Genomic DNA, 16,886 nt, shown 5'->3' on the forward strand with positions numbered 1-16,886 from the left:
CTGCAGGGGGGACCCTGTGGGAGAGTAGGACGCCGCCGAACAATCATTGCGAAGAGCCCCGTGCCGGGGATACCGGTACGGGGCTTTTCTGCGTTTACCGGAGAAATGGCCCTGGAGCGGGCCGGTGTCGGTTTCCCGACGTGCCGTGGCCTACAGACGGCCGGATGCTTTCAGAGTCAGGTAGGCGTCGGCGAGATCCGGAGCCAGGGATTCGGGAGTGGCATCTACGACACTGAGTCCCTGCCGACGAAGCTTTTCCGCCGTAGCGCGTCGCTGTTCCTCGGACTGAGTGGCCGCTGCTGCCTCGTAGACGGACTGGGCCGACCCCCTGGCACCGGCCATCTCTGCCGTCCGGGGGTCTGCCACCGAGGCTACGAGAACCGTGTGCCGCTGAGTGAGTTGTGGAAGCACCGGAAGAAGGCCTTCCTCGACGGCAGCTGCCTCCAGGCTGCTGAGAAGCACGAGCAGGGAACGACGGGGAGCGCAGCGCAGGGCGGTGGCGCTGAGGCCCCGAGCGTCGGTCTCGATGAGTTCGGGCTCAAGCGGGGCCATGGCATTGACCAGTGCGGGGAGAAGATCTCCGGCAGACCTGCCTTGCACTTGGGCGCGAATGCGACGGTCGTACGCCAGGAGGTCCACGCGGTCCCCGGCGCGCGAGGCGAGAGCTGCGAGAAGCAGGGCGGCGTCCATGGAGGCGTCCAGCTTGGGAATGTCGCCGACGCGTCCGGCCGAGGTGCGGCCGGTGTCCAGAACCACCAAGAGGTGCCGATCGCGCTCCGGCCGCCATGTGCGCACGGCGACGGAGTTCTGGCGGGCAGTGGCGCGCCAGTCGATGGAGCGCGTGTCGTCACCGGGGACGTACTCCCGGAGGCTGTCGAACTCGGTGCCCTCGCCGCGGGTCAACACGCTGGTACGGCCGTCGAGTTCGCGCAGGCGGGCGAGCTTGGACGCGAGGTGCTTGCGGCTGGTGAACGGGGGAAGTACGCGGACGGTCCATGGGACTTGATGGCTGCCTTGGCGGGCGGCCAGACCCATGGGGCCGTACGAGCGGACCGTGAGGCTCTGTGCCTGGCGGTCGCCGCGGCGGGTCGGGTGCAGCTCTGTGGAGAGGCGGCGACGTTCGCCCGGGGGGACCGTGAGCTTGTGCCGCGAGGCGGTGACCTCGGCGCCTGGTTGCCAGCTGCTGGGCGGCCAGGCATCGCGGAGCCGGGCACGCAGGCGGCGGGGCGTCGGGTTGGTGACGGTCAGTTGAACGGTGGCGGTTTCGCCGATTCGAACGGATGTATCACCAGATCGGGTGAATTGGAGCTTTCGCACTGGCGCGGCGAGGGCGTAGTCGCACAGGATTGCGAGTGTGAGGGGCGCGTTGACCGCGAGGATCCCCGACCAGTTCGGCGCGAGGATGCCGACGGGGAGGGTTCCGAGGGCCGCGAGCAGGGCGGTCCTGCCGGTGACGGTGAGGGACATGGTCGCCGTCTCAACGAGGGACGGGTACGTGGGCGAGGACGGAGGTGATGACGGAGTCGGCGGTGACGCCCTCCATCTCTGCTGCGGGGCGGAGTTGGATGCGATGCCGGAGCGTGGGGAGGGCGAGGGCTTTGACGTCGTCGGGGATGACGTAGTCCCTGCCGGTGAGCCAGGCCCAGGCGCGGGCGGTGGAGAGCAGGGCAGTGGCGCCTCTGGGGGAAACGCCGAGAGTCAGGGAGGGGGATTCGCGGGTGGCGCGACAGATGTCGACGACATAGCCGGTGATCTCGGGGGATACCGAGGTCATGGCAACGGCTGACCGGGCGGCTTCCAGGTCCGAGGGACCGGCGGCGGGGCGTACGCCCGCCGCCTTCAGGTCTCGCGGGTCGAAGCCTTCGGCGTGGCGGGTGAGCACGTCGATCTCGTCCTGTCGGCCGGGGAGGGGGACCGTGAGTTTCAGGAGGAAGCGGTCTAGCTGGGCTTCCGGCAGCGGATAGGTGCCCTCGTACTCGACGGGGTTCTGCGTGGCGGCGACGAGGAAGGGGTCGGGGAGGGAGCGGGTGACGCCGTCGACCGTTACCTGACGTTCCTCCATCGCTTCGAGGAGGGAGGACTGGGTCTTGGGCGGAGTGCGATTGATTTCGTCGGCGAGGAGGAGGTTGGTGAAGACAGGGCCGGGCCGGAAGGAGAATGCGGCGCTGCGGGAGTCGTAGACGAGGGAACCGGTGACGTCGCTGGGCATCAGGTCGGGTGTGAACTGGACGCGTTTGGTGTCGAGTTCGAGGGACGCGGCCAGGGCTCGGACGAGGAGGGTCTTGGCGACGCCGGGGACGCCTTCGAGGAGCACGTGCCCACGGCAGAGGAGGGCCACGACGAGGCCGGTGACCGCCGGGTCCTGGCCGACCACGGCCTTGGCGATCTCGGAGCGAAGGGCTTCGAGGGAAGCGCGGGCGCTGTCGGGGCTCGTCGCGCGGTTGTCGAGGGGGGTCTCTGCGGGGTGGGCGCTCATGAGGCGCGAACCTCTCTTTCGAGGGCGTCGAGTTCGTCGGCCAGGCCGATGAGGCCTGCGTCGTGAGACGGAGTGGGGCCGAAGAGAAGGGAGTTGAGATCCCTGGCGGTGCCGGGGAGACGTGTGGAGACGGCCGGGAGGAGCGCGGTGGGGGAGTCGCACTGGGCCGCGGGGACACCGAGGAGGGAGGCGAGGCGGGCGCGGGTGGCCGAGCGGAGTGTGGAGGCGGCACGGTCGCGGGCGTTGGCCCTGAGGTAGAGACGGGCGCGGCCTTCGGTGGTCTCGGAGGCGTGGATGACGACGGGGAGGTGCTCGGTCACCACGGGGCCGAGTCGCCGGGCGCGCCACAGTGCGGCGAGTACGGCGGCGAGAGCGAGCTGGAAGGTTCCCCAGATCCAGCCGCTAGGGACATGGGAGAGGAAGCCGGTGGTGGCGTCCGGGCCGTCGCTACCGGGATCGGTGGCTGTCGGGTCGTCGAGAGAGGGGAGGTACCAGACGAGCTGGGGGCGGGAGCCCAGGAGTTGGAGGGCGAGCGAGGCGTTGCCTTGGTGGGCGAGGCGCTCGTTGTGCAGGAGGTCGGCGGCCCCGAGGAGGACCGTGTCACCGGTGTGGGAGGTGGTGAGGCGGAGTAGGGAGGGACGGTCTTCCGCCGGGTAGCAGGCGTCGTGTGGGGCGCGGGTGGTGTAGCGCAGGCCGCCGAGTTCGACTCTCCCTGCGGTGGCGGCTGCGGACAGGGCGCAGCCGGGCTCGCGGGGGGTGATGGGGACGGCCGGAAGGTCGGCGCGGACGCCCGGGGCGAGGGCGCGAAGAGAAAGGGGACCTGGCGCGACGAGGACGGTGCGGCCGCGGGACGGAGAGGCGGCGGTGTACAGGGAGCGCTGTTGGGAGGGGGTGAGGAGGTTCGGGGACGTGACCAGCAGGGTGGAGTTCGGGCCGGTGGCGGCGGTCGCCTCGGCGAGAGTGGTGACGACGCGGATGGTGACGCCGCGGTCCTTGAGGAGTTCGGCGACGGCGCGGGATCCCTGGGGGTCTGCCGAACGGGGGTCGAGACGGCCGTGCTGGTCGCCGGACTGGAGCGCGGCGAGGACGACGCCCGCCAGCAGGAGGACGCCGAGGACGAGCAGGACGCCGCGGGCGCGTTCCCAGACCTGGGAAGGGGTGGGGGTCGAAGTGCCCGAGGGGTGAGCGGCGCTTGAGGTGTGGGGGTGGCCGGGCGAATTGGAGGTGCTGGGGTGGTGGGGCGCGGTGGTCATCGGGGGCCTCCGGTGGGGGAGGCGGTGGGCGTGACCGTGAGGGAGGGCTTCGTAGTGTCCAGGTCCAGGTCGAGTGCGCGCAGGCGCTCGTATGCGGACTTGTCCGCGGTGCGGTTGCCGTATGTGACGTCGTCGAAGGAACGGGCGGCGGCGTGCAGGCGGGCGGCGTGGTCCGGCAGGACGCGGCCGGCGTCGGCGGCGGCCTCGTCGGCGGTGCGGCCGGGGCGGTGGTCCAGGAGGGTGCGTTCTTCGAGGGAGCGGACGAGGGCTCGCATCCGTTCCTGGACGGCCGCGTTCCAGCGGCTCGCCGCGGCGTGGGCCTCGGCGGCGGTGCGGTGTTCCGCGGCGCTGCGGGGGCTGTCGCCGAAGAGTGAGGAGGCGGAGGAAGCGGTGCGTACCGGGGTGCCCAGGCGCCACCAGAGACCGAGAATCAGGAGGGCGACGACCGCGCCGACGGCGACCAGGCCGAGCGTGCCGCCGGGACTTGCGCTGGAGGCGGCGTCCAGGAGACCGCCCATCCAGTCCCAGAAGCTGTCGAAGGCGCGTTGGAGGAGGTTCGGGTCGTTCGCGTGGTACATCGGGTCGGACAGTTCACGCTCGGCGGCCTCGCGGGCCGGCACGCGTGGGGTGTCCACGGGCACGTCGCCGTCGGCGCGCACCCGTGGCCCGGTCGTGGCAGTGGCCCCCGTCACTGTCACCGGCGCATCAGCTCCCTGGGGTGTCGTCGGCCGGCTGGTCGGTGCCGTATCCGTTCAGGCCGGCCGCGCGCGCGAGGTCCAGGTCGAGGGCTTCGCGGCGGATGCGCTGGTCGATGTAGAGGAGGACCGTCACGCCTGCGGAGATCGGGTAGGTGATGGCCGTCGCGATGACCGCGCCGATGCCGACGATGATCAGGAACGTCCAGCCGAAGTCCGGCGCGGATCCCTCCAGGAGGTTGCTGAGACCTTCACCGTCGACCAGCAGGGCGATGACGGAGAAGACCATCATGAGCAGGAGCGACACGAGGACGATCAGGAGCTGGGTCAGCAGGGTGATGCCGAAGATCCGCCACCAGGAGCCCTTGACCAGCTTCGCGGAGCGGCGCACGGACTGGGCGATGGACTGCCGTTCCAGCATCAGCGCCGGGGAGGCGAGGGAGAACCGGACCCACAGCCAGATCACGACCGTCAACGCCGCGAGCCCGCCCAGTGCGCTGAGCAGCGCTCCGGCGACAGGAGTCGCCACCCGGGCGACGAGGATTCCGGGGAACACGCCCACCGCGGTGATGGCAGCCGCGCCCACCACCATCAGCAGCGTGAGGCCGAGCAGCCTGAGCAGTTGGGGCTTCGCCTCGCGCCACGCGTCGGCGAGGGTTACCGGGCGGCCGAGTACGGAGCGACTGACCACCATGGTGAGCAGCGCGGTGGTGAAGAGGGTGCCGATGAGGGCGATCCCCGTGGACGGACCCTGGCTGCTCAGCGCGTTCCGCAGGGAGTCGGAGAGCTGGCCGAGGGCTTCGGAAGGGGCGGGGTTCGGGTCGACGGCAAGCGGCGCGGGCAGCAGATAGCGCTGGATCAGAGTGTCCGCGATCTGCATGAGCACGGCGATACTGACCGTGATGGCGAGGACCGTGCGCCAGTGGGCGCGCATGGTGGAGACCGCACCGTCCAGGATGTCGCCGACGCCGAGGGGGCGCAGCGGGATGACGCCGGGCTTGGCCGCGGGCGGCGGACCGCCCCATCCGCCGGGGCCGGGTGCTCCCCAACCGCCGCCTTGCTGCGGCCCGTTCCACCCTTGCCGGGGCGGGGACTGGGCGTGTCTGCGCGGCTCGGTGGTGCCAGGAGCGGACCACTGGCCTGCGGGGGGCTGTTCCTTCGACCACTTCGAGGCGCTCTCCGGGGAACCGGCAGCCGGGTCGGTGGGATCGGTGTGGCCGGAGTTCTCCGGCGGCCGGCCGTCGGAGGGGGCGGGTCCGGGCGAGGCCCAGCCCGGAGAGTCGTTCATCGTCGCTCCTTCACGGTGCCCGTCCGCGGGTGCGGCGGCTGGTTGTCAGCCATCGTGCCATGGGGTGTCCACGGGTGGACCGGCCCCCGGGCAGCCCGGTGGTCGTTGGCACCTTCAAAAGTCGGGGCGGTACGGGGCAGACTGGGCGGATGGCTGATCAGGACGCGCACAACACGGTGGGCGCAGAACCGCCCGCGCTGCCCTCTCTGCGATGGGAGGAGCCGCCCGAAGGACCGGTACTCGTGCTCCTCGACCAGACCAGGCTGCCCACGGAGGAGGTCGAGCTGGTCTGTACGGACGTGCCCGCGCTCGTACAGGCGATTCAGACGCTGGCGGTGCGGGGGGCTCCGCTTCTCGGCCTCGCCGGGGCGTACGGGGTGGCACTCGCCGCCAGGCGGGGCTTCGACGTCGACGAGGCGGCGGCCCAGCTGTCGGGCGCGCGGCCCACCGCGGTCAACCTCGGGTACGGGGTGCGCCGGGCCGCCGCGGCGCACCGGACCGCGTGCGAGAAGGGGGCGGACGAGGAAGGCGCTGCCGCCGCCGCGCTGGAGGCTGCTCGGGAACTGCACAGGCAGGACGCCGCGGCGAGCGCGGCGATGGCCGGGCACGGGCTGGCACTGCTCGACGAACTGCTGCCCGGCGGGGGCCACCGGATCCTGACCCACTGCAACACCGGGGCGCTGGTGTCCGGTGGTGAAGGCACGGCGTTCGCGGTGGCGCTGGCGGCGCACCGGGTGGGCCGGCTGCGACGGCTGTGGGTGGACGAGACGCGTCCGTTGCTGCAGGGTTCCCGGCTGACCGCGTACGAGGCGGCGCGCAGAGGGATGGCGTACACGCTGCTCACGGACAACGCGGCGGGCTCGCTGTTCGCGGCGGGCGAGGTGGACGCCGTGCTGATCGGGGCGGACCGGATCGCGGCCGACGGTTCGGTCGCGAACAAGGTGGGGAGCTATCCGCTCGCGGTGCTCGCGAAGTACCACCACGTGCCGTTCCTCGTGGTCGCGCCGCTGACCACAGTAGATCTGGGGACGCCGGACGGGGCGGCCATCGAGGTGGAGCAGCGCTCCGGGCTGGAAGTGACGGAACTCACCGGTGCGTTCTCGGCCGCCGGCGTCGAGGGGGGCTCCGGGCTGCCGGTGGCACCGCTCGGGACCCAGGCGTACAACCCGGCGTTCGACGTGACGCCGCCGGAATTGGTGACGGCGATCGTCACCGAGGAGGGGGCTGTTTCTCCGGTGACCGGGACCGGTCTCGCCGAGCTGTGTGCCAGGTCACGACGGGTAACGATGAGCTAATGGGATGATGGCGTTTATGAAGGGTCGCGTTCTCGTCGTTGACGATGACACCGCACTGGCCGAGATGCTCGGCATTGTGTTGCGTGGAGAAGGTTTTGAACCGTCGTTCGTCGCGGACGGCGACAAGGCGCTCGCAGCGTTCAGGGAGGCCAAGCCTGACCTGGTGCTGCTGGACCTCATGCTGCCCGGACGGGACGGCATCGAGGTCTGCCGTCTGATCCGGGCCGAGTCCGGAGTGCCGATCGTGATGCTTACGGCGAAGAGCGACACCGTGGACGTGGTGGTCGGGCTGGAGTCCGGCGCCGACGACTACATCGTCAAGCCGTTCAAGCCCAAGGAGCTCGTCGCCCGGATCCGGGCGAGGCTGAGGAGGTCGGAGGAACCCGCGCCGGAGCAGCTGGCCATAGGTGACCTGGTCATCGATGTGGCCGGGCACTCGGTGAAGCGCGAGGGGCAGTCGATCGCTCTGACCCCGCTGGAGTTCGACCTGCTGGTCGCGCTCGCCCGCAAGCCCTGGCAGGTGTTCACCCGAGAGGTGCTGCTGGAGCAGGTCTGGGGGTACCGGCACGCCGCGGACACCCGACTGGTCAACGTGCACGTCCAGCGGCTGCGCTCGAAGGTCGAGAAGGACCCGGAACGTCCGGAGATCGTCGTGACGGTGCGCGGTGTCGGCTACAAGGCCGGACCGAACTGATATGAAGCCTGGCAGTGCTGCTCCGAAACCCGGGGAGCCGGGAAGCCGTACGGAGCGGACTGCCGGCGCCGGGCGACCCGCACCCACGGGCCGCGCCGGCTCTTCGGGCCCCACGGTCCGCACCGGCACCACCGACCCTTCCGGGACTTCGGCGGAACCGGGCGCCGCGGTGGGTGCGGGCGCGTCCGGGGGTTCGCGGGCATCGGGGTCGTCCGGCCGTTCCGGGCGCGGTGCGTCCCGGGTGGGCCGGCTGCTCCAGGACGGAGCGCCCGGTGGTCCCGTGCTGCGTATGGTCGTACGTCTCGTGCGGCGCCCCCTGTTGCCGGCGGCGCGGCTGTGGCGGCGCAACATCCAGCTTCGGGTGGTTGCCACCACCTTGCTGATGTCGCTCGGAGTGGTGCTGCTGCTGGGCTTCGTGGTGATCAGCGCAGTCAAGAACGGGCTGCTCAACTCGAAGGTGGAGGCCGCCCAGAACCAGGCCCGTGGCGGTTTCGCCGCGGCCCAGGAACGCGCCAGCACCCCGGTGGACCAGGGCGGCCAGGAGGGCGACACCGCCGACAGGCGGGCGGCCCGCAACGCTGCCAACTGGCGTTCCGACCTGGTGGAACAACTTTCCAGCGGCGGACAGAAGGCCTTCAACGTGGTCGCCCTGAGCGCCGTCTCGGACGAGGCGACGAGTCAGCGCGGGCCCCGCGCCTCCGGGGGCGTCGACCCCCTGGCGAGCGTCCCCCAGGACCTCAGGGACCGGGTCGACAACGGTGCCGAGGCGTACCAGCGGTACGTACGGATCGTCTACAGCAACGACGCGCAGCCGTCCGAGCCCGGCCTGGTCGTGGGCAAGCGGCTCAACGACGTGAGCGGTCAGCCGTACCAGCTCTACTACCTCTTCCCGCTGACGCAGGAGGAGGCCTCGCTCAAGGTCGTCACGAACACGCTGACGACCGCGGGACTCTTCGTGGTCGTGCTGCTCGGCGCCATCGCCTGGCTGGTGGTGCGGCAGGTGGTCACGCCCGTGCGGATGGCCGCAGGGGTTGCCGAGCGGCTGTCCGCCGGGCGGCTCCAGGAACGGATGAAGGTGACCGGCGAGGACGACATCGCGCGGCTCGGCGAGGCCTTCAACAAGATGGCGCAGAACTTGCAGCTGAAGATCCAGCAGCTGGAGGACCTGTCGCGGATGCAGCGGCGGTTCGTGTCCGACGTGTCGCACGAGCTGCGCACGCCCCTGACGACGGTGCGGATGGCCGCCGATGTCATCCATGACGCGAAGAGCGATTTCGACCCCGTGACGGAGCGATCCGCGGAGCTGCTGGTCGGCCAGATCGACCGGTTCGAGTCGCTGCTGGCGGATCTGCTGGAGATCAGCAGGTTCGACGCGGGCGCCGCCGCGCTGGAGGCCGAGCCGATAGATCTGCGTGAGGTCGTACGACGGGTCATCGACGCGGCCGAGCCGCTCGCCGAGCGCAAGGGCACGGTGATCCGGGTCGTCGGGGACGAGCAGCCCGTGGTGGTCGAGGCGGACGCCCGGCGTGTCGAGCGGGTGCTGCGCAACCTCGTCGTCAACGCCGTGGAGCACGGCGAGGGCCAGGACGTGGTGGTACGTCTGGGGGCCGCGGGCGGTGCGGTGGCGGTGGCGGTCCGGGACTACGGCGTCGGCCTCAAGCCGGGCGAGGCGACCCGGGTGTTCAGCCGCTTCTGGCGGGCCGACCCGGCACGGGCCAGGACCACCGGCGGCACCGGACTGGGTCTGTCGATCGCGGTCGAGGACGCGCGGCTGCACGGCGGCTGGCTTCAGGCGTGGGGCGAACCGGGCGGCGGGTCGCAGTTCCGGCTGACCCTGCCGCGCACGGTCGACGAGCCGTTGCGCGGCTCGCCGATACCGCTGGAGCCCGAGGACTCGCGGCGGGCACGCGCGCGCGTGGCGCAGGGGACGCAGCCGTCCGACGCCGCGGGCGGCGGGAACACCAGGCTCGCGTCCGTACCCGTACAGCCGACGGGCGAGCGGCGGAACGGGCCGATACCGGGACTCGGCACGGGACCTGTGCCGTCCGCGGACCCGACCGCGCTGCCCGGCAGCGGCGCCAGAGTGGTGTCCCGTCGGGCCGAGGACGAGCCCCGGGGCGACGGCGGTGCCGGCGAGGGCGGACGCGTCTCGGCGCGGGGCGGTGCGGCCGACGGAAGCAGTGCGGCCGACGGCGGCGGTGCGACAGAAGGCGCCGGTGGCCGTACGGGGGGCCGTCCGGCGCAGGGACGGAGCCAGGACAGGGACCGGGAGGACACCCCGCGTGGACGTTGAGGGTCGTGGCCGCGGCAGGTACCGCAGCGGGAGCACACACCGTACGGGCGGTGCGCCGGTCGGCGCCGCGGTGAGGGACGCGAAGGACAGGCGGGGGAGCGACGTCGTGGGCCAATCCGACGGCACGGCCGACGGCGGTACGCGCGGAGCCGGCGGATTCGGCCGTCGCGGGACCGGTCGGGGGCGGGGGCGCCGGGCGACGGTGCTCGTGACGGGGGCGGCGTTGCTGCTGACCGCCGTGGGCTGCGGCTCGATGCCCGACGATGGAGATGTGCGCGAGGTCAAGGCGTCCCCGCGGTTCGATTCGCAGGTACGGGTGTACAGCGTGCCGCCGCGTCCCGGAGCCCTGCCGGAGGAGATCGTCGAAGGCTTCGTCGAAGCGATGACCAGTGACGACCCGGGGTTCGACACCGCGCGCAAGTACCTCACCAAGGGCGCGGCCAAGGATTGGGATCCGAGCGAGGTCACCACGGTCCTGGCCGCGGGGCCGACGCAGAAGGTCACCCCCGCCCGGCACAGCAGTGAGACGCCTTCGTACGCGCTCAGCGGGAAGCAGGTCGCCTACCTCGACAAGCAGAACGCCTACCGGTCGGCGCCGGAGCCGTACAGCAAGGCGCTGGGCCTGGTCCGCGAGAAGAACCCGGACAACAAGCAGGACCCCGGGGAGTGGCGGATCGGCGCACCGCCGAAGGGGCTGGTGCTCGGTGAGTCCGACTTCCAGCGCATCTTCCGTTCCGTCAACACGTACTACTTCGCGTCGAACCACGGGGACGACGACTCCGGGCAGCCGTGGCTCGTCGCCGACCCGGTGTACGTGCGCAAGCGGACCGATCCGCAGACCCGGCTCGACCCCGTGGCGCAGGCCGTCAAGGCGCTGATGGACGGGCCGTCGTCCTGGCTGAAGTCCGTGGTCAGTTCGGGCTTCCCGAGCGACGCAACGCTCAAGGGCGGCGTCAAGACCCTGGCCTTCGGGGACAACAACTCCCTCACCGTGCCGCTCGGCGACAAGGCGGCGAACGTCAACCGCAAGCGCTGCACGGACATGGCGGCGCAACTCCTGTTCACCTTGCGGGACCTGACGACGACTTCGCGGATCCAGGAGGTGGAGATCCAGAGCGAGGACGCCACTTCCCTGTGCAGGCTCACTGAATCCCAGTCGGACAAGTACGCGCCGCAGTCCGGTGGTTCCGTCGGCCCGGTCCATCAGTACTTCCTGAACAGCAGGCACCGGCTGGTACAGATGCGCGAACAGGAGGACGGTGAGGAGGCGCAGGCGGTGCCCGGGGCGCTGGGGGCGAACGGGCTGCGTCTGAAGTCCGCGGGGGTCTCGCGCGACGAGGAGAACGCGGCGGGAGTGGCGGAGGACGGGCGCCGCATGCTCGTCGCCCCCCTCGTGGCGGGTGGCGAGTACTCGGCCCTCTACCGCAGTGATCACGAGGCGGAGGAGCCGCTGTCCGTGCCGAGTTGGGACGGGCGGGGCAATCTGTGGTTCGCGGACCGCGACCGCGACCGGAAGACGTCGAAACTGCTGCGTTCGGTGGGCGGGACGGAACCGCCGCAGGAGGTGACGGTCCACGGACTCGGTGACGGGTACGTCGACTCGTTGCGGGTGTCCGCCGACGGCGTGCGGATCGCGCTGCTGGTGGTGGAGAAGGAGCGCAAGACGCTGAAGATCGGCCGGGTGGAACACAGCGGCACGCGGGAGAAGCCCGAGGTCGAGGTGGGCGGACTGCGGCCCGCCGCCCCGCAGATGGAGGAAGTGACCGCCATGTCCTGGGCCGGACACAGCCGGCTGGTCGTGGTGGGCCGGGAGGCCGGTGGGGTGCAGCAGATGCGGTACGTGCAGACGGACGGCTCCACCTCGGCCGCCGGGCTGCTGCCGGGCGCCAACCAGGTGACTGCCGTCGCGGCCGCCGATTCCGAGCATCTGCCGTTGCTGGCGCAGTCGCAGGAGGACGGGATCGTACGGCTGCCGCCCGGGGCCAACTGGAAGACGGTGGTGCAGAAGGGCTCGATGCCCTTCTACCCGGGGTAGCCGAACCGCGCGACGGGAGTGGCGCAGAGGACCGGAATGCTCGCGGACTGCCCGGTAGGGGGCGGTCCGCGAGCATGTTTTCCACAGGCGGCTGGGCGGTCGGCGGGTTTTCCACAGGGGTGGCCGGGGTGCGGCAGCCGCGGGCACAGTGGGGGCATGCGGGGACTGCGGGGATGGCGGCTTGAGCTGGCCGCGCTGGTGCTGCCCGTGGCCTGCGCGGGCTGCGGCCGGCCGCGGGCGCCGTCCGGGGTCTGCGAGGAGTGCGCCGGGGAACTGTACGGGGCGGGGCCGGCCCGGGTGCGGCCGGTGCCGGAGCCGCCGGGGCTCCCCGTCGTGCACGCGGCGGCACGGTACGAGGACGTCGCGCGAGCGGTGCTGCTGGCGCACAAGGAGCGGGGCGCGCTGGGGCTCGCGGAACCGCTCGGGGCGGCCTTGGCACGGGCGGTGGCGGGCGCGCTGCCCGCGACGGAGGCGCAGGTGGGAGCGGCGACTCCCGGAACGCCAGGGGCGTATACGCCGGGCCGCTGGGTAGACGGTCCGGCAGTGGAAGAGACACGGGAAGCAGTGCTGGTGCCCGTGCCCTCCGTACGCCGTTCGGTCGGCGCCCGGGGGCACGATCCGGTGCGGCGGATCGCCTACGCGGCAGCTGCGGAGCTGCGTCGGAGCGGGGTGCGCGCGCGGGTCGCACCGGTGCTGAGGCACCGGCGGGCGGTCGGCGACCAGGTGGGGCTGGGTGCCCGGGAGCGGTCGGCGAACCTGGCCGGGGCGCTGGAGGTGGTGCCCGGCGGCCACCGGCTGCTGGCGAGCGGAGAGGTGGTGCTGGTGGACGACCTGATGACCACCGGTGCCTCGCTGGCGGAGGCCGCGCGGGCGATCGCACCTGGTGCCGGCCCGGGGGCCGGCACCGGAAATACCGCAATGCGCGAGAGCACCGCTGCGGTTGTCGCAGCCCCTCCGTTATCTTTCGAAATAAACTGGAACTGAACGCCTACTTGCATCGTTGCAGGTAGTGAGAGGGGAAAAACACCGGAATGGCGGTACGTGGCGGTAGCGGGTGCCGACCCCCGTCCGAGCGAGCTATGTTCGGAAGTGAGGAATCGCAGCCGCTGTGCCTCACTTATTGCACTGCCGTGCTTCAGGTTTTCCCTCGCACCCCGGAAATTCGGGGGTGTGGATCTTCCCTACGGGGGAGGAGGAGGTGAAGTCGCCAAGTCCGAGACTTCGGGACTGACCGGAGTCTGGTGCAAGAGGGAGATGCTCCGCCGATGAGCGGAGTGATCCGGGAACGGAGTTCTGCGTGGACATCGTCGTCAAGGGCCGCAAGACCGAAGTACCCGAGCGGTTCCGCAAGCACGTGGCGGAAAAGCTCAAGCTGGAGAGGATCCAGAAGCTCGACGGCAAAGTGATCAGCCTCGACGTGGAGGTGTCCAAGGAGCCCAACCCGCGGCAGGCCGACCGCTCGGACCGGGTGGAGATCACGGTCCACGGGCGCGGGCCCGTCATCCGGGCGGAGGCATCGGCGGGCGACCCGTATGCGGCGCTCGACCTGGCAACCGGAAAGCTGGAGGCGCGGCTGCGCAAGCAGCACGACAAGCGCCACACCCGTCGCGGCAACGGCAGGCTGTCGGCGGCCGAGGTGGGGAACACCGTGCCGGACGCGGCGGTGCTCGACAGCGACGGCCAACTCGCCGTGGACCACGCCGAGTCCGACGGGGGGGTCCCCACGAAGAAGGTCGGTTCGCTGGAGGTGCAGGGCGACGGTCCGCTGGTGGTCCGGGAGAAGACCCATGTGGCCGCACCCATGTCGCTCGACCAGGCGCTCTACGAGATGGAACTGGTCGGACACGACTTCTACCTCTTCGTCGACGCCGAGACGAAGGAACCGAGTGTCGTCTACCGGCGGCACGCGTACGACTACGGAGTCATCCACCTGAACACCGACCCGTTGGCCGAGTCCGAGGTCGGCGGCGGTGGCGGCGCACTCGGCGGATGACCGCTGAACGGCGGCGCCCCGCGCGCCGTACCACCTGAGGGTGGTGCCCCCGGAGGGCGTGCGCGCCTTCCGGGGGCACCGGTGTGTGCGGCCGGAAGCGAACGCTCCGTCTTCCGGGCATGGAATCATGTCACCGCAAGTCAAGGGGTGCTCTGCGGACTGTGGTTGGCGCAGCACATGAACTCCGGGCCATGGCCTCAGGGGGAGGAACGATGGCGGACAGCTTCGGTCCGGTGCACAGCGGTGACGGTGCGCGGGACGCCGGCCGCGCGGTGGACGCGGACGTCGGCACGCACGGGGGCGCGTCCCGCAAGGAGCCGATCCGGGTTCTGGTGGTGGACGATCACGCACTCTTCCGCCGGGGGCTGGAGATCGTCCTGGCGCAGGAGGAGGACATCCAGGTCGTCGGCGAGGCCGCGGACGGCGCGGAGGCCGTGGACAAGGCGGCCGACCTGCTGCCGGACATCGTGCTGATGGACGTGCGGATGCCCCGGCGAGGCGGGATCGAGGCATGCACCTCGATCAAGGAGGTGGCCCCCAGTGCGAAGATCATCATGCTGACGATCAGCGACGAGGAGGCCGACCTCTATGACGCGATCAAGGCGGGCGCGACGGGATACCTGCTGAAGGAGATCTCGACGGACGAGGTGTCCACGGCGATCCGGGCGGTGGCCGACGGGCAGTCGCAGATCAGCCCCTCGATGGCGTCGAAGCTGCTCACCGAGTTCAAGTCGATGATCCAGCGCTCCGACGAACGGCGACTGGTGCCCGCCCCCCGGCTGACCGACCGCGAGCTGGAAGTGCTGAAGCTGGTGGCCACCGGGATGAACAACCGGGACATCGCCAAGGAACTGTTCATCTCGGAGAACACCGTGAAGAACCACGTGCGCAACATCCTGGAGAAGCTGCAGCTGCACTCCCGGATGGAGGCCGTCGTCTACGCGATGCGGGAAAAGATCCTCGAAATCCGCTGAGCCGAGGACCGGTCGCGACGCCGACCGGGGGAAGCGCGCCGGTCAGCGCGCGGCGCCGGTCAGCGCGCGGCCCGCAGGGCTGCCAGCAGAGGCTTGTGCGTCTCGGCGGGGATCGTGCGGTCCACCCGTACATCCGTACAGCCCACCCAGGAGGCCGCTTCCCACAAGGCCTCTGCCATGGCAGGCGCCGACCGCGGGGAACCCAGCGAGACCTGACGGGCCACCAGGGTGCTCCCCTCGCGGGCGGGGTCGACGCGGCCGAGCAGACGCCCGCCGGACAGCAACGGCATCGCGAAGTACCCGTGCACACGCTTCGGTTTGGGGACGTACGCCTCCAGCCGGTGGGTGAAGCCGAAGACGCGCTCGGTGCGCGGACGGTCCCAGATCAGGGAGTCGAACGGCGAGAGCAGGGTGGTGCGGTGCCGCCCGCGGGGCGCGGTCGCCAGAGCCCGGGGATCCGCCCAGGCCGGTTTCCCCCAGCCCTCCACCTCGACCGGAACCAGGCCGGAATCCGCGATCACCTCGTCCACCTGGGCGTTTTTCAGCCGGTGATAGTCGGAGATGTCTTCGCGGGTACCGACGCCCAGGGAGCGGCCCGCGAGGGCGACCAGGCGGCGTACACACTCGGTGTCGGACAGGTCGTCGTGCTGGAGGGGGGTGGGGATCGCGCGCTCGGCCAGGTCGTACACCCGCTTCCAGCCGCGCCGCCGGGTGCAGACCACGTCGCCGTACATCAGGGCGCGCTCGACGGCGACCTTGGACTCCGACCAGTCCCACCACTCGCCGCCGTTCTTCGCGCCACCCAGTTCCGTCGCCGTCAGCGGGCCTTCGGCGCGGAGCTGCTTGAGGACGCGCTCGTACGCCCCGTCGGTGAGCTCGTGGTGCCACTGCGGACGTGTGCGGTAGGCGCGGCGGCGGAAGGCGAAGTGCGGCCACTCCTCCACGGGCAGGATGCACGCCGCGTGCGACCAGTACTCGAAGGCGTGCGCCTCGTCGGCGTCGGAGGACCAGTAGGCCGCCTCGACCGTCCTGCGGTCCACCGCGCCCAGGCGTGCGTAGGGGACGAGTTCGTGCGAGCGGGCCAGTACGGAGATCGTGTCCAGTTGCACCGCGCCCAGGTGGCGCAGCACCCCGCGGACCCCGGCGCGGCGGTCCGGGGCGCCCAGAAGTCCCTGTGCGCGCAGGGCGATTCGGCGTGCCTCGTCGGCGGAGAGAGCAACGGTGGCGGGCGGCTGGAAGGTCATGACGGAAGACTAGAGGGCGGCACTGACATTCGACCGGGGACGGGCGAGGCGTCCCGGTCCGCCTGCGCCGGGAGGTACGGGTGCAGCGCGGGCAGCCCCAGGTCGGAGGGGAGCAGCGAGCCGGTCCAGGTGTCGCGGGCGGTGCCGTGGTTGACCAGGCCGGCGCGCTGCACGCCCTCCATGGTGAAGCCGAGCTTCCGGGCGACGGCGCGGGAGGGTTCGTTGCCCACCTCGGCGCGCCAGATCAGCCGGTCCACGGCGTGCGTGGTGAGCACCCAGCGGATCACCTCGCCCGCCGCTTCCGTGACGTAGCCGCGGCCCCGGTGCGGCCGCGCCGTCCAGTAGCCGAGTTCCCAGGTTCCCGGCAGCAGGTGCAGGCCCACGCCGACGGCGCCGAGGAGCGGGCCGCCGTCGCGCGGGCGGACCGCGAAGTGGAAACCGGTGCCGGTGCGCAGGCCCTCGCCCGAGATCTGCTCGACGAAGTGGACGGCGTCCTCGTGCGCGTACGGCGAGGGGAGAGTCGTCCAGCGCAGGATGTCCGGGTCCTGGACCGTGTGGAACACCTCGTCCGTGTCGGGTGCCGCGAAGGGGCGCAGAGCGAGGCGCTCGGTGTGCAGAGTGAAGGGTTCCATGGACGGATTGTGGT

14 protein-coding genes are annotated in these 16,886 nt (G+C 71.3%); 7 read left to right on the forward strand and 7 right to left on the reverse strand.

Annotation, left to right across the window (positions count from 1 at the left end; translation table 11 throughout):
* Positions 1-150: 150 nt before the first annotated feature.
* The 5 genes from HNQ79_RS16280 to HNQ79_RS16300 are packed head-to-tail and all read right to left on the reverse strand — an operon-like array spanning position 151 to position 5,712.
* Positions 151-1,467: a DUF58 domain-containing protein gene (locus HNQ79_RS16280; RefSeq protein WP_185031646.1), complete on the reverse strand. Its 1,317-nt coding sequence runs from the start codon at positions 1,465-1,467 to the stop codon at positions 151-153.
* A 10-nt stretch (positions 1,468-1,477) separates the two neighbouring features.
* Positions 1,478-2,476 carry an AAA family ATPase gene (locus HNQ79_RS16285; RefSeq protein WP_185031648.1) on the reverse strand — a complete coding sequence of 333 codons (999 nt, stop codon included), beginning with the start codon at positions 2,474-2,476 and terminating at the stop codon, positions 1,478-1,480.
* Complete coding sequence (locus HNQ79_RS16290; RefSeq protein ID WP_185031650.1) at positions 2,473-3,729, reverse strand: DUF4350 domain-containing protein; 1,257 nt, start codon at positions 3,727-3,729, stop codon at positions 2,473-2,475. Before HNQ79_RS16290 ends, HNQ79_RS16285 begins: the two co-directional genes overlap by 4 nt.
* Positions 3,726-4,427, reverse strand: a complete 702-nt coding sequence (locus HNQ79_RS16295) for a DUF4129 domain-containing protein (protein ID WP_373312385.1) — start codon at positions 4,425-4,427, stop codon at positions 3,726-3,728. Before HNQ79_RS16295 ends, HNQ79_RS16290 begins: the two co-directional genes overlap by 4 nt.
* A 7-nt stretch (positions 4,428-4,434) precedes the next feature.
* Positions 4,435-5,712 carry a DUF7847 domain-containing protein gene (locus HNQ79_RS16300; protein ID WP_185031652.1) on the reverse strand — a complete coding sequence of 426 codons (1,278 nt, stop codon included), beginning with the start codon at positions 5,710-5,712 and terminating at the stop codon, positions 4,435-4,437.
* A 149-nt stretch (positions 5,713-5,861) separates the two neighbouring features.
* Here HNQ79_RS16300 and mtnA point away from each other — a divergent pair, with 149 nt between their 5' ends.
* From mtnA to HNQ79_RS16335, 7 genes are all read left to right on the forward strand, one after another.
* The gene (gene mtnA / locus HNQ79_RS16305; protein ID WP_185031654.1) at positions 5,862-7,007 is read left to right on the forward strand and encodes an S-methyl-5-thioribose-1-phosphate isomerase; all 1,146 of its coding nucleotides are present in this window, start codon (positions 5,862-5,864) and stop codon (positions 7,005-7,007) included.
* A gap of 4 nt (positions 7,008-7,011) precedes the next feature.
* The gene (gene mtrA / locus HNQ79_RS16310; RefSeq protein ID WP_190012324.1) at positions 7,012-7,701 is read left to right on the forward strand and encodes a two-component system response regulator MtrA; all 690 of its coding nucleotides are present in this window, start codon (positions 7,012-7,014) and stop codon (positions 7,699-7,701) included.
* Position 7,702: 1 nt separating this feature from the next.
* Positions 7,703-9,994: an MtrAB system histidine kinase MtrB gene (mtrB, locus tag HNQ79_RS16315; RefSeq protein ID WP_185031658.1), complete on the forward strand. Its 2,292-nt coding sequence runs from the start codon at positions 7,703-7,705 to the stop codon at positions 9,992-9,994.
* 106 nt (positions 9,995-10,100) lie between these two features.
* Complete coding sequence (locus tag HNQ79_RS16320) at positions 10,101-12,029, forward strand: LpqB family beta-propeller domain-containing protein (protein WP_308437309.1); 1,929 nt, start codon at positions 10,101-10,103, stop codon at positions 12,027-12,029.
* A gap of 165 nt (positions 12,030-12,194) precedes the next feature.
* On the forward strand, positions 12,195-13,013 hold the full coding sequence (locus tag HNQ79_RS16325) for a ComF family protein (RefSeq protein ID WP_185032114.1): 819 nt from the start codon (positions 12,195-12,197) through the stop codon (positions 13,011-13,013).
* A 313-nt stretch (positions 13,014-13,326) separates the two neighbouring features.
* Positions 13,327-14,022: a ribosome hibernation-promoting factor, HPF/YfiA family gene (gene hpf / locus HNQ79_RS34530; protein WP_185031660.1), complete on the forward strand. Its 696-nt coding sequence runs from the start codon at positions 13,327-13,329 to the stop codon at positions 14,020-14,022.
* A 212-nt stretch (positions 14,023-14,234) separates the two neighbouring features.
* A complete protein-coding gene (locus HNQ79_RS16335; RefSeq protein WP_185031662.1) occupies positions 14,235-14,996 on the forward strand; it encodes a response regulator in 762 nt (253 codons plus the stop codon).
* Between the two features lie 59 nt (positions 14,997-15,055).
* Here the strand turns inward: HNQ79_RS16335 and HNQ79_RS16340 are convergent, their stop codons facing one another.
* Together HNQ79_RS16340 and HNQ79_RS16345 are read right to left on the reverse strand one after the other, a co-directional pair.
* On the reverse strand, positions 15,056-16,240 hold the full coding sequence (locus HNQ79_RS16340) for a winged helix-turn-helix domain-containing protein (RefSeq protein WP_185031664.1): 1,185 nt from the start codon (positions 16,238-16,240) through the stop codon (positions 15,056-15,058).
* Positions 16,237-16,872: a GNAT family N-acetyltransferase gene (locus HNQ79_RS16345; protein ID WP_185031666.1), complete on the reverse strand. Its 636-nt coding sequence runs from the start codon at positions 16,870-16,872 to the stop codon at positions 16,237-16,239. The genes HNQ79_RS16340 and HNQ79_RS16345 overlap by 4 nt, the downstream gene beginning before the upstream one ends.
* Positions 16,873-16,886: the final 14 nt, after the last annotated feature.

Source organism: Streptomyces candidus (assembly GCF_014207445.1).
Classification (GTDB): domain Bacteria; phylum Actinomycetota; class Actinomycetes; order Streptomycetales; family Streptomycetaceae; genus Streptomyces; species Streptomyces candidus.